The sequence below is a fragment of the Snuella lapsa genome (assembly GCF_039539345.1).
In the GTDB taxonomy this organism is placed as follows: Bacteria; Bacteroidota; Bacteroidia; order Flavobacteriales; family Flavobacteriaceae; genus Snuella; species Snuella lapsa.
In genome coordinates this window covers 1-13,131 of record NZ_BAABCY010000076.1, presented here as the reverse complement: position 1 = coordinate 13,131, position 13,131 = coordinate 1, and the positions used below count along the sequence as shown (strand labels likewise).

11 protein-coding genes are annotated in these 13,131 nt (G+C 37.6%); 9 read left to right on the top strand and 2 right to left on the bottom strand.

The features are described 5' to 3' along the window. The first annotated feature begins 2 nt into the window (after positions 1–2). The 9 genes from ABD792_RS13660 to ABD792_RS13620 all read left to right on the top strand — a co-directional run bounded on the left by ABD792_RS13660 (position 3) and on the right by ABD792_RS13620 (position 12,176). Positions 3–1,682, top strand: a complete 1,680-nt coding sequence (locus ABD792_RS13660) for a sulfatase family protein (RefSeq protein ID WP_345006808.1) — start codon at positions 3–5, stop codon at positions 1,680–1,682. Between the two features lie 27 nt (positions 1,683–1,709). Next, entirely contained in the window at positions 1,710–3,179 is a 1,470-nt protein-coding gene (locus ABD792_RS13655) for a sulfatase (protein WP_345006807.1), read from the top strand. An 84-nt stretch (positions 3,180–3,263) separates the two neighbouring features. Further along, positions 3,264–5,060, top strand: a complete 1,797-nt coding sequence (locus ABD792_RS13650; RefSeq protein WP_345006805.1) for an alpha-L-fucosidase — start codon at positions 3,264–3,266, stop codon at positions 5,058–5,060. Further along, positions 5,047–6,645, top strand: coding sequence for a sulfatase family protein (locus tag ABD792_RS13645; protein WP_345006804.1), 1,599 nt, complete (start codon positions 5,047–5,049; stop codon positions 6,643–6,645). The genes ABD792_RS13650 and ABD792_RS13645 overlap by 14 nt, the downstream gene beginning before the upstream one ends. Continuing rightward, complete coding sequence (locus ABD792_RS13640) at positions 6,642–8,075, top strand: sulfatase (RefSeq protein ID WP_345006803.1); 1,434 nt, start codon at positions 6,642–6,644, stop codon at positions 8,073–8,075. Before ABD792_RS13645 ends, ABD792_RS13640 begins: the two co-directional genes overlap by 4 nt. Then, positions 8,062–8,955, top strand: a complete 894-nt coding sequence (locus ABD792_RS13635; protein WP_345006801.1) for a sugar phosphate isomerase/epimerase family protein — start codon at positions 8,062–8,064, stop codon at positions 8,953–8,955. The genes ABD792_RS13640 and ABD792_RS13635 overlap by 14 nt, the downstream gene beginning before the upstream one ends. Before the next feature lie 151 nt (positions 8,956–9,106). Continuing rightward, a complete protein-coding gene (locus tag ABD792_RS13630; RefSeq protein WP_345006800.1) occupies positions 9,107–9,451 on the top strand; it encodes a hypothetical protein in 345 nt (114 codons plus the stop codon). Positions 9,452–9,466: 15 nt separating this feature from the next. Next, positions 9,467–10,900 (top strand): cellulase family glycosylhydrolase, encoded by a 1,434-nt coding sequence (locus ABD792_RS13625; protein ID WP_345006799.1) that lies wholly within the window; start codon positions 9,467–9,469, stop codon positions 10,898–10,900. Positions 10,901–10,910: 10 nt separating this feature from the next. After that, positions 10,911–12,176 (top strand): T9SS type A sorting domain-containing protein, encoded by a 1,266-nt coding sequence (locus ABD792_RS13620; protein WP_345006797.1) that lies wholly within the window; start codon positions 10,911–10,913, stop codon positions 12,174–12,176. 177 nt (positions 12,177–12,353) lie between these two features. Here the strand turns inward: ABD792_RS13620 and ABD792_RS13615 are convergent, their stop codons facing one another. After that, positions 12,354–12,665 carry a monooxygenase gene (locus ABD792_RS13615; protein WP_345006796.1) on the bottom strand — a complete coding sequence of 104 codons (312 nt, stop codon included), beginning with the start codon at positions 12,663–12,665 and terminating at the stop codon, positions 12,354–12,356. A 6-nt stretch (positions 12,666–12,671) separates the two neighbouring features. Further along, positions 12,672–13,049 carry a hypothetical protein gene (locus ABD792_RS13610; RefSeq protein WP_345006795.1) on the bottom strand — a complete coding sequence of 126 codons (378 nt, stop codon included), beginning with the start codon at positions 13,047–13,049 and terminating at the stop codon, positions 12,672–12,674. Positions 13,050–13,131: the final 82 nt, after the last annotated feature.

Sequence of the window (13,131 nt, the reverse complement as noted above, 5' to 3'; positions counted from 1 at the left end):
AAATGATAAAGCATATATATCTATTGGTTAGCTTAATGACCTTAATATCCTGTCAATCCCAGGAGAAAAAAGTAGAATTAAAAAAACAACCGAACATACTATGGATCGTTACAGAGGATATTAGTCCGACACTGTCATTTTATGGCGATCAAACAGCTAAAACCCCTAATCTGGATAAGCTGGCTACGGAAAGTCTTGTCTTTGATAATGCCTTTGCCGTTGTTGGTGTATGTGCGCCAACCCGTTCTTCTATAATTACAGGTATGTATCCAACCAGTATTGGTACCATGCATATGCGAACTGGGCAGGATGTCATGTCTTGGGGAAAGCGTTCTTATGCAGACCATGTAGATAGAAATGATATTTCAGGAAATCCGATTCGACAGTATGCCGCGGTTATTCCTGAATATGTGAAGTGTTTTACCGAATATATGCGCGCTGCAGGCTACTACTGTACGAATAATCAAAAGACCGATTATCAGTTCGCAGCTCCTGTCACGGCTTGGGACGAAAATAATAGTAAATCACATTGGAGGCACGCACCAAAGGATAAACCATTCTTTTCGGTTTTTAACATTGGCACCACGCACGAAAGTCAACTATGGAAAAAAAGCGATTTACCATTAACTGTTGACCCGAAAACCGTTCCTGTACCGCCGTATTTTCCGGATAATGACGCTACTCGCGAAACTATAGCGAGGCATTACAGTAATATTGAGTTGATGGATGCCGAAGTAGGTGCTTTTATCAAACAATTGAAAGAGGACGGGCTGTACGATAATACCATTATTTTCTTTTATAGTGATCATGGTGGACCCTTGCCAAGACAGAAACGCGAAATTTATGATTCCGGGCTAAAAGTACCGTTTATGGTTAAAGGGATTAAAACCAATAGCGGGCGTACGGATCGTATGATCTCTTTTGTGGATTTAGCGCCAACGGTGTTGAGTCTGGCAGGCGTTGAGCCTCCCCTGTATATGGAAGGGAAAGCATTTTTAGGGGCTTATCAAACAGATAAAAGAGATTATGTTTTAGGAACATCAGACCGTTTTGATGAGTATACAGACAGGATAAGAGCCATCAGGAATAAACAATTTTTATACCTTAGAAATGATTTTCCCGAATTAACCAAATACAAGGATGTTGGGTATAGAAAGCAGGTGCCGATGATGCCAACTTTCTTAAGATTGAGAGATGAAGGGAAGTTAGATGCTATCCAACATATGTGGTTTGAAACAAAAACAAATGAAGAACTGTACGATTGCGTCAACGATCCATATAACATCAAAAATTTGGCTGATGATCCAGCCTATGGCCCCATACTTAAAAACATGCGTCAGGCACTGAAGGACCAGATGGCTAACCGGCCGGATCTTGGATTGATACCCGAATCACAGCTTATCAATACGATGTGGCCCGATTTTGAACAACCTATTACAAAGTCTGTAACGTTTAACGTAATTGAAATGTCTCAGGGTAAAACCGTATCACTTTCATGTGCAACCAGAGGCGCATCCATAGCTTATATTGTTTCAGACAATCCTAATGAACATTTTGATTTCAATAGTAAATGGAAACTATATACAGAGCCGTTTTCTGTTGAAAAAGGGCAAACGGTTTATACTGTGGCTCAGCGTATTGGGTATATGGAGAGTAAAATTGATGTATTTCAAATGCAATAAAATAACCCCTTAAATTACAAACATAATATGTTTCGACCAGGTTTGGCCTTACTTGTGTTGTTCTGCGTGGCTTGTGCTAATATTATCCGCTCTAATAAGATTCCGGAAAAAATAAAACCGAATGTTTTATTGCTGTTTATGGATGATCTGCGTCCGGAGTTAGGAACCTATGGAAAGGTTAAGATCCATTCACCTAATATGGATAAGTTGGCTTCAATGGGCATACAGTTTGACAATGCGTATTGCAATGTGCCTGTTTGCGGGGCTTCAAGAGCCAGTATGTTAACGGGGATGTTACCCACAAAAAATAGATTTCTTGACTATAATACATTTGTTGAAAAGGAAACACCACAGGCCATTACGTTACCGCAATTGTTTAGACAGCACGGTTATACAACTATTTCAAATGGCAAAATTTACCATCACTTAGACGACAGAGAAACCGACTGGGATGAAGTCTGGCGTCCTTATGCCTTTGATAGCAATAATCGGGGCCTATCACCGACCGATTACTGGCAATTATTATGGAAAGACTATCAGGAGCCTGTCAATAAAGATATATATATAAAGACCAATACAGGTCCGGCCTATGAAAATGCAGAGGTGGCTGATTCGGTTTATATTGATGGACGGCTGGCCCAAAAGGTAATTCGAGATATTAGGAGGTTGAGGGGAAGTGAAAAACCATTCTTTTTGACAGCTGGTTTTATTAGTAACCACTTACCGTTTAATGCCCCTAGAACATATTGGGATTATTATTATAGGGATAGTATTAAACAACCCTATAATAATTACGTTCCGAAAAATGCTCCTAAAATATCTATTAGCAATTGGCCGGAAATGAGAGCCTATTCCAACATTCCGAAAACGGGACAGGTGAGCGATTCGCTGGCCATAGACCTTATTCACGGTTACTATGCAACGGTGAGTTATGTAGATGCTCTTATTGGAAATATCCTGGAAGAATTAAAAGTGCAGGAGCTTGATACTAATACCATCGTGGTATTGGTAGCGGATCATGGCTATAATTTACAGGAACATACCCAATGGGCTAAGTTTACTAATTATACCACTTCAACGCGGGTGCCACTAATAATATATGATCCAAGATCTAAGATAAAAGGGGGCGTTACGCATGCCTTAACCGAACTGGTTGATATCTATCCAACCTTATCCGAGCTTTGCGGTTTAGAGCCTCCAAAAGAGCAATTGTCTGGTCAAAGTTTGGTGCCCGTATTAAACCATCCCGAACAACGGGGTAAGGATCATATTTTAATTAAGAAAGGGAACGGTTTTACCATAAAAACAAAAGATTATTGTTATACAGAGTACATCAATAGCAAGGATGATAGCGTTATTGACTCGATGTTGTATGACCATAGAAAAGATGTGGATGAAAACGAAAATGTGGTGCGTTATCCCGAATATAAGTCGGTGGTCACGCGATTACATAGCATTTTACATACAAATTACAAAAGCAACATCACAGGCGATTAAACTAATTGTGAGATGATTGTAATGTTTTGAGCTTTACGATAAAATAGTATGTGTTTATAAGGAACCTAATAAAACCAATTTAAAATGAAGATAAAATTAGCAGCTTTGTCACTATTAATTACTTGTTGTGTTCATGCACAGGAATCAAAAAAAGGTTATTATAAAGACCAATGGCAGTTTCCTCCAAAAGACGGCAGTATGCTGGTAACAGCAGATCAACAGAAGAGCCTCTATGCCACCGAAGCGGAAATGAAATGGTTCAAAGATGCCAAACTCGGGATTTTTGTGCATTGGGGGCCTGCCTTACTTAAAACAAATGTGTTAAGCTGGGGGCGAAACGGTGAGCGACCGGGAGCAGGAAAGCCCGCTGATGGAGGGGTGGCGTCTGATGTATACGATAATCTTTATAAAGAATTTAACCCTGTTGATTTTGATGCTGATATCTGGATGCGACAGGTAAAATCATGGGGGGCCGAATATATTGTATTTACGGCTAAACATCATGATGGGTTTTGTTTCTTTGATGCAAAAAATACCGATCATAATATTATGAATACCCCTTTTGGCAGGGATATATGTAAAGAATTGGCTGATGCGGCACACAGATCGGGAGTGAAGTTATTCTGGTATTACTCCCAGCCCGATTGGTCGCATCCGGATTGTTTAAGAGAAAAACACTATGAGAACTATTTACCTTATATGAAAGCACATATAAAGCAACTCTTTAGTAGTTATGGTAAGATTGAAGGTGTTTTTTGGGATCACCTGGCAACCAAATACTGGCAATGGAATAGCTATCATTTATATAAACAGATGAAGACATGGCAGCCTGGTATATTAACCAACTCGAGGATGGGGTTTGGATGGCCGCTTGAAAATAGGGGGGATTGGGATGATCCCGAGCAATCTTTGGGTCCTGTTAATCATCATCGATATTGGCAAGCCAATTTAACTATGACGGATAAATGGCTGTATAGTCCAAAAGGGCCTGTTAAAACTGCAGAAACCGTTTTAGGAATGTTGATTCAGGTGGCGGGAAATGGAGGGAATCTATTACTCAATTTGGGCCCTGATGGTAAAGGAGTATTTGTAGCAAAGGAGGTGGAACAAGTGGATAAAATAGGAGAATGGATGAAGTTATATGGGCATACGATAAAAAATACCAGGCGAGGGATATATATAGGAGGTGATTATGGAGCTACAACACAAACAGGTAACACCCTGTACATTCATGTTTTGGAAAAGTTTAGTGAAAACACAGAACCTGTGATTGTATTACCGGAGTTACCAATAAAAATAAGTGCAGCGAAGGGAGTAACAGAAGGGTTTAAAACTGCAGACGTAAAGCAAGGAAAGCTTATGCTTTATTTCGAAAAGGAGGCGTTTAATAAGAACCTTGATAATATTGTAGTTTTAACTTTGGAGGAAGATCCTTCCTTGTTTGAACGAATAGAAACCTGGAAAGCCATACCGGTTAGTAAAAAAGAGTTTAAAGTACTTCAGTCATCATCTCTTAAACCAAAGCATAATGCAGAGATCATATATACTACCAAGGGCAACGTATTTAGTGAAGGTATTCATTTAAAATCTTGGTGGGAACCGGCAAAAGGAGACGAGACACAAACTATCTCATTGGAGTTTAAAACGCCTAAGCACATACAGACGGTACTGTTAAGTGAAAATATGCGGTCGCATTCGGTTAGGGATTTCGATCTTCAAACCAAAGATGTTAATGGGATTTGGAAAACCGTTTATAACGGTAAAACCATAGGGGAAGGGTTGCGTATCAAATGCAACGGCGATTTGATAAATGGTATTAGATTAAAAGTAAATAAATCTGAATATAGTACACAAATAACAGCATTCAATGTATACGAATAGAATAGGAGCCATGTTTAGAATTTATATGTTAATCCCTTTGCTGGTTTGTTTTTGTAAGGTTGAAGGGCAGGGGGGGCAAAAGCCTAATATTGTATATATCCTTGCAGACGACCTGGGAATTGGAGATGTATCGGGTTTAAATCCTGAATCTAAGATCAGAACCCCGCATATAGATACCCTTATTAAAAACGGATTGACCTTTACCGATGCGCATACAACATCATCAGTATGTACACCATCTCGCTATAGTATAATGACAGGCGAATATGCATGGCGTACACAGTTGAAAAGACGTGTTTTAGATGGGTATTCCAAAGCGATGATAGCTCCTGATAAGGATACGGCTCCTAAACTATTGTTGCGTAATGGTTACAATACGGCAATGATTGGTAAATGGCATTTGGGGTGGAATTGGGTGATCGAAAATGAGGGTGATCTTGAAAGAGATCCACAAGTGCCCTATAAGTTTAAAGAAGATATCAGTTCACATGTTAGCTATTCTAAGCCGTTTACCGGAGGCCCAGTAGATTGTGGTTTCAACTATTTTTTTGGGTTGAATGCTTCTCTCGATTTTCCTCCTTATGTCTTTTCTGAAAATGACAGGCTCATTACGGAGCCTACAGAAACGATGCCTTCCCGGGGAAAACGCTCGGATTTTCCCGGAGGCAAGAAAAATGATCTGGAAGGTGGACAGCTTTTGATGCGTAGCGGTGATAAAGCAACGAATTTTACCGTTAAAGATGTAATGCCCGAGCTTACCGCACGTTCTGTACAGTATATTCGGGAATACAATTCTAAAGCCCCTTTCTTTTTATATATCCCATTAACCGCACCACATACCCCTGTTGTACCTGGAGAGATATTTATTGGTAGCAGTGAAGCGGGTATTTATGGTGATTTTGTCTCTGAATTGGATTGGACAGTAGGGCAGATTGTAGACGCAGTAAAAGAACGTGGTTTGGAAGATAATACCATAATAATCTTTACAGCCGATAATGGTGCTTCCAAAGCGTCATTTCCAATTGAATATGAAAAAAAATACGGGCATAAACCAAGCTGGGAGTTACGCGGACGAAAAGCAACCTTACATCAGGGAGGACATACCGTACCTTTTATTGTGCAGTGGAAGCGTGTAATACAACCGAATACCAGGAATAATACAACCATATCGCTGGGAGATCTGTATGCTACCTGTGCCGATTTGGTTAATGAAAGGACAGATCCGAATCAAGGAGTGGATAGCTATAGTATTTTATCACTTCTAAAAGGGAAGCAGGACTATGGTCGAAAAGCATCTGTGTATTCAAATTTCGCAGGACGCTTTTCTATTAGAAAAGGAGATTGGAAAATGGATCTTAACGAGAAAAAGGGGCAATCCTATTTATTTAATATAAAAGAAGATCCCTCAGAGAAGAATAATCTGTTTTATAATGCATCATTTGATCATATAAGGGAAATGCTTGCAAAAGCATTAAATGATATCATTTTAAACGGAAGAAGTACCGATGGTAAAAAATTAGATAATCAAGGCGATAAAATTTGGAGAGAACTGTTTTGGCTGAAACCTCAAAAACAACAACCATGAAAAGAATCGTATTTATAATCACCTCCTTTGTAATAATGCAATCCTCTTTGGTTTTGGGGCAAGATTTGATAGAAAACAATAAACAACCGAATATATTATTCATTCTAGCGGACGATTTAGGGATTAATGCCCTGAATTGTTATGGTAATTCTTTTGTAGAATCCCCTAACATAGACCAATTGTATGCGGAAGGTATGCATTTTACAAATGGCTACGCTTCCGATCCTACCTGTGCTCCTTCGAGAGCTACTATTCTGTCCGGTCAGTATATGCCCAGGCACAGAGTATACAGGGTGGCCGATCGATACATAAATGATAGAAAAACCCTGGTTGCTATGAAATATCTGCCTCCCGCTATCAATGAGGTAAAAGGGAGTGGAAAAGGTTTGGAGCTTGATAAGTTCACTATCGCCGAAGCACTGAAAGCCAATGGTTATGCAACGGCTGCTTTTGGAAAGTGGCATTTAGGTAAAAAGCAATTACAAATTAAGAATCAGGGGTTTGATGAAGGCTTTGAGATCTTAGGGCATTATAATTTTAAAACCTCACCCGAACAGAAGAATTTAGATTACTCATTATACGCGTCAGATCTGGTAACAGAAAGAACGATCGATTTTATAAAGCGTTCAGTAGCAAAAGATCAATCGTTCTTTACTTATGTGCCCTACTATCTGGTGCATAAACCCCTGGAACCAAAACCGGAAGATTTGGAATATGTCAAAGCCCGATATAAAGGGAATAACCAAATAGGAAAGGACGAAATCAGGGTATTGGCAATGATAAAAGCATTGGATGACAACGTAGGGAAATTGATGAACGCGCTAAAAGAACTAAATATTGAAGATAATACCATAGTAGTGTTCACTTCCGATAACGGGCATTATAAAACGGAGAGCAATATTTTTACTAAACCCTATCGCGGTGTAAAAGGACAAACACTTGAAGGAGGTATCCGTGTACCTTATATTTTTAAATGGAATCATAAAATTAAACCAGGCTCCGTATCCAAAGAACCAATTATTAACGTGGATCTGTATCCTACATTTTTAGGATTGGTAAATGCTGAAGCACCAAAAAATTATATTTTAGATGGAGAAGATATTAGTCCGGTGCTTTTGGGTAATACAACCACTACCAGTCGGGACGCTTTAATATGGGAATACACCAATTATGCGAATTACAATGTAAAACAAAAGACGTTTGCTTCCAAATGGGTAAATGTGATCCAAATGAAGGGGTATAAGTTAACAGAAGATGTCGATACCGGTACTTATACACTTTACAATTTAAATAAAGACCCATATGAAACCAAAAACATTGCGACTGAAGCACCCGAAATCCTTCAGGTATTGGTAAAAAGACTGGAACGATGGAAACGAGAAACCGAATATGAAGGCCCAAGACCGAATCCGGATTATGAAAAGCGCTAAAATGAAGTGTGTTTATGTCATAATATGCTTGTGTTTGGGGTGTATTGGCTGTAAAGCACCTGTAGATCATTTTGTCGAAGACAAACATGTTTTTAGGAAAGACAATCTTATACCCTGGTCTATTGTTGGTTTTGATGTAAAAGAGAGAACGCCGGACGAGCGTATAGCTATGTTGGAACGTTTAGGGTATGATCAGTATGCTTATGGGAACAGGCCTAAACACATTCCTACGATGGCCTACGAATGGAAACTTGCTAAATCACATAATATCACTATCAGGGCAGTTTGGCTCTATGTTAACTTAAATAAGGATCGCCCCAATGCGCTTAAACCCGAAAGCGAGGCTGTTTTTGAAAACCTGGTAAAGGTGGGGTTAAAAACGCAAATATGGGTCGGCTTCGAACCTACCTATTTTGAAAGTCTAACAAAAGAGGTTAGCTTAAAGCAAGTCGTTGATATGATTTCCTATTTATCCGCAAGAGCCTCAAAGATTGGTTGCAAAATTGCACTTTATAATCATGGTGGATGGTTTGGAAACCCGGTAAATCAATTAAAGATCATTAGGGCGCTCCCTGATGAGGATATAGGAGTTGTTTTTAATTTTCACCATGCACATGATCAATTGGATGCGTATTCCGAAAATATAAAAATGCTATTGCCCTATTTATGGTGTGTAAATCTAAACGGTATGAAAAAAGAGGGGCCTAAAATTATCACGATAGGAGCGGGCAATAGAGAAAAGGAAATGATAAAGCAACTTCTGGATCTTAATTATTCAGGGCCTTTTGGGATTTTAGGTCACGTAAAAGGGAGTGACCCGGAAATTATTTTGGAACAGAACCAGGAGGGGCTTTACAGATTATTTAACCTTAAGAATTGATTTAGCTACTTTTTTTACGATAAGCAAACTTTATTTGACAGATATTAAACCTTAATCCGTATTCCTTTTTTCAACTTTACCATATCAAAAGCCGTGTTATTTACCGTAAAACGGGTTGGAGCTTTTGTATCACTAACAAAACTAAATGAATATGAGAAAAATTGGAATACTATGTGTATTGTGTTTCGGGCTTACCTTTACATCATCTGCGCAGTCAGATAAACTAGACGAAAAGGTCGGTGTTTTGGTGGAAAAATTAAACAAAGACATTGCTTCTGTAAATCAATCCTTAGCCTTAACAAACAATCAAAAATCTCAAATTAAGGACATTCATATTGAACGTTTGAAAGCCTTGAGAGTAGCTAAAAAGGAAGGCTTCAATAAGGAAAAAAATCAAGAAATCAATAAGAAATATTACCAACAAATCTTTGCTAATGTATTGACAAAGGAGCAGAAAAAAGCGCTAAGAGAGTTAAAAGGAAAGGAGAAAAAATAGATTAATAGCGACCAGATGAAGCATTTAACATTTCTCAGGCATGCAATAGTTACTGTATTTTCTTTACAGTATGGTATGTCACAGATAACACCACAACAAATGGTAAGTGATATGGGGAGAGGTATAAACTTGGGAAATGTTTTAAGTGCTCCTGTTGAGGGTAATTGGGCGCCAGCACTTACCCAAACCTATATCAAGGATGTTTCTGATGCAGGATTTACTACCATAAGGATTCCTATAGACTTTTTAGGTACAAGAACCAGTGGTAATACTTCTAGTTATTCAAAAGCGGCAGGGACTTCTGGAGATTATTCTGGAACGCTAGCCGATTACATGGTGAGTTCAAGTTACTTGGATAGAGTAGAGGAAGTTATTAATTGGGGGTTAAACGAAGGACTCGTTGTAGTTTTAGATTTTCATGGAAAAACTCTTAAAGAAGAGTTTTTATACACTTTTAGTCCAAAAGATAAATGGGCAGCGTATTATACTGAACCAACTTCAGCCAAGCGTATAGCGGATAATGAGAAATTTAGGGCTATTTGGATGCAAATTGCAGAACGATTTAAGGACTACTCTTATAATTTGCTTTTTGAAATTGTCAATGAGCCGTATTTTTTCCTGACCGATGTAGAAATGGATGTGTTAAATGCGGATGTTATAAATATTATCCGAAATTCTGGCAGTAATAATGTCGATAGAAATATTATCATTACTGGAGGAAGTAAAAATGCTTATGAAGCACCTTTGCAAATAGGTGATGCTGTTATAAACAGTGATAGTCATTTAATAGCAACATTTCACTATTATTGGCCTAGAGCTTTCACAGCATCTTCTGGTGAAAATGATAATGATTTCGATTGGGGGAATACTTCAGATAAATCTGAAATAGACTCAAATTTTGGAGCCGTACAATCTTGGTCACAGTCTAAAAACATTCCAGTATTTCTTGGAGAATTTGGAGCCGATAACGAAGGCGGTTATAACTATGTAACCATGACCTATGGAAGCTTTGGTGGGCCAGAAAATGCTTCACGTGTAGCATACCATGAGTATCTCGCCGAAAAAGCAATCAGTTTAGGTTTTGCCTTTACCGCTTGGGATGCTGGTGATGAGGCAAATAAAACCATTTATAAAGTAAGTGACGGAACTTGGGTAGTAGATGTTAAGGATGCTTTATTGGGAAACAGTTTAAGTACACCTCGTTTTAAAACTAGCAAAGGGTTTAGACTTTTTCCCAATCCAGCTTCCACTTTTATAAAGCTACAAACTGGAAAACCTATAGATCATATAGCTTTGGTTGATATTAACGGAAGAATCTTTCCTTTAGATTACAATAATAACGATCCCTCAATTAAACTCCCTAAAGTAAATAACGGGGTGTATATATTAAAAACCATTTTTAAAAATGGACAACACAAGAATTCTAAACTATTAATTAATAATCTTTAAACTTTAAGTTATGAAAAAAAATACATTGTTATTTGCATTTATTGCATTTGCTTTTATTGGAAACGCACAGAAAGTGTATGATTTTACAGGGTCTGCAAATCCAGGTAGTTGGGTTGCAGCTGGGAGTGGTACATCCTTAGCACCTTCTGCCGAAGGTTTGGTTTTAGAGTTTAATGCAGGTGTCCCGAGGGTAGACATTACCCGAGCAGCAGATCCTTTTGTGGTGTCTGATGGTACACATATGGTTGTAACACTTATAAACAATAGTACGGAGGTGGGAAGTTTTTCAGGTTTTTTCGATAAAAATAATGGAAATACGGGGACACAATTCTTGGGTTATCAAACAGGTATGATTCAAGCTAATTCACCTGGTTCTGGAGTTGAGGTAACCTATGTGTTCAAATTACAATCGAACAATTACACTAATGACCCTGGAGATGGTACCCTAAATGATACAGACAATATTGCCAATATGGAATATGTTGGTATTCGTTTTAGACAAGCTGATGGATCAACTAACTTGTCAGGCGATAGTGCTACAAATGGTAATGTAATAATTAAAAAAATTGAGATCGTTAATGCTGGTATACTTTCTAAAACCAGTTATGATTTTTCAAGCGATAATGCTAGTGGTTTTGATGGGCTTAATGGAGGGAGTGTCTCTTATACTGGATCAGAACTATCTTTTACCGGGGATGATACAAATACTGCACCTAAGTTTGCTCAACAATTTTTTAGTATTGATGCTTCAAGTTATCAATATGTGCATGTTGTAGTAGATAACAATACTTCAAATGCAGATCAAATAAAATTTCAATTTGTTGATGGTGCTTCAGCTACTCAAACCTATGGAAATCAATCCTTAGCATTAGGAGCTTCAACTATAGATATGGATTTAAGTGGAAAAGCAGAATGGACGGGAGACATTACAGATTGGAGAATAGTATTCTCTAATAGTGGAAGTGCAGCTGTAGATTCGAATCCAATTACCATTTCTAGAATAGTTTTTGATAATTCACCAGTCTTAAACATAAAAAAGTTAGATCAGTTGACGTTTTCATTATATCCTAATCCAGCTAGTGAGATATTAAATATTAAAGCTGTAGACAGAATTACCAAAATAAAATTATTTGATATTTCAGGCAAACAAGTTTTAGAAACAGTAAAATTTAATAATGGTCAGCTAAATGTTAGCAGCGTTAAGAAAGGTGTGTATTTATTGCATGTTGAAGATGAGAACCATAGTATAGCAGTAAAAAAACTTATAATATACTAGTTGTTTTAAATCTGTGGATTAGAGAAAAATAACCATCAATTATCCTTTAACGGTGGTGTTTAATCAAAAAGAATTCTTGGGAACTTTTCTTCGTAAAAGAAAATCCTGATTTTTTGAGAAGCGTACAGCCTTGGGTATAAGTGATTTCGCTTCTCCAAGGCTGTATTAATAAAAGCTTTAGGACAAAGGAGCATTGTTGATTTTGCTCAAGTTTTCAAATATATCAAAGACATGATCTGTTATATCGGTTATGCCAATGGCATGGAGTCTTTTAATATGCATTTTCTTGTATTTTTCTAAATATTCAATGTTTTTGAATAAATATGTTGAACCATAATGGTTGGTATCTTTTTCATAGGTCCATATTTTCCAGATAACACCTTCTTCTTTGGCAATACTTTTAGCAAGGTTGCTTTTTCCTTCCATGAATTCTTTTGTAACGGGACCGTCATATTTTAAATGAAGATCCCAAATCTTTAATTGGCTCATTTCTTATTATTGGTTATGTTTTAATTTTATATAGCTGAAGATGGATAATAGTGTGAAAAAAGCAGGATCAGACCAACCAAATCCATAAAAGACACCTTTGTAAATGGCGTAAAGTGTTATAACTACCCCTAAAATGTTGGTATACAATAAACCCTTTAAGATTTTTATGGTAGATATGCTTTTCTCTTCTACATCTTTGAATAAAATACTAATGGCAGCAATGCCTCCAAGAAAAATAGTTGTATGCTGGGATAAAAAAACCGCATAATCGTCATTTAATTCTAAACCATAGCTTGGCCACAGTATTTTGGGAATAAAAAACAATCCTAAGCCAAAGGCAGCATATACTGCGCCATGGATTGTTAAAAAGGTTTTAGTGCTCATTTTTTTTCAGTTTTTATTGGTTTCAAATTAGGGTCTAAAACCCTGCAATTTCATTGCAGCACTTTAGTTATATTAAAAATTA

Bases quoted from the DNA above. Each gene is read 5' to 3' on its own strand.
- ABD792_RS13660 (WP_345006808.1), top strand. From the start codon at position 3: ATGATAAAGCATATATATCTATTGGTTAGCTTAATGACCTTAATATCC.
- ABD792_RS13655 (WP_345006807.1), top strand. From the start codon at position 1,710: ATGTTTCGACCAGGTTTGGCCTTACTTGTGTTGTTCTGCGTGGCTTGT.
- ABD792_RS13650 (WP_345006805.1), top strand. From the start codon at position 3,264: ATGAAGATAAAATTAGCAGCTTTGTCACTATTAATTACTTGTTGTGTT.
- ABD792_RS13645 (WP_345006804.1), top strand. From the start codon at position 5,047: ATGTATACGAATAGAATAGGAGCCATGTTTAGAATTTATATGTTAATC.
- ABD792_RS13640 (WP_345006803.1), top strand. From the start codon at position 6,642: ATGAAAAGAATCGTATTTATAATCACCTCCTTTGTAATAATGCAATCC.
- ABD792_RS13635 (WP_345006801.1), top strand. From the start codon at position 8,062: ATGAAAAGCGCTAAAATGAAGTGTGTTTATGTCATAATATGCTTGTGT.
- ABD792_RS13630 (WP_345006800.1), top strand. From the start codon at position 9,107: ATGAGAAAAATTGGAATACTATGTGTATTGTGTTTCGGGCTTACCTTT.
- ABD792_RS13625 (WP_345006799.1), top strand. From the start codon at position 9,467: ATGAAGCATTTAACATTTCTCAGGCATGCAATAGTTACTGTATTTTCT.
- ABD792_RS13620 (WP_345006797.1), top strand. From the start codon at position 10,911: ATGAAAAAAAATACATTGTTATTTGCATTTATTGCATTTGCTTTTATT.
- ABD792_RS13615 (WP_345006796.1), bottom strand. From the start codon at position 12,665: ATGAGCCAATTAAAGATTTGGGATCTTCATTTAAAATATGACGGTCCC.
- ABD792_RS13610 (WP_345006795.1), bottom strand. From the start codon at position 13,049: ATGAGCACTAAAACCTTTTTAACAATCCATGGCGCAGTATATGCTGCC.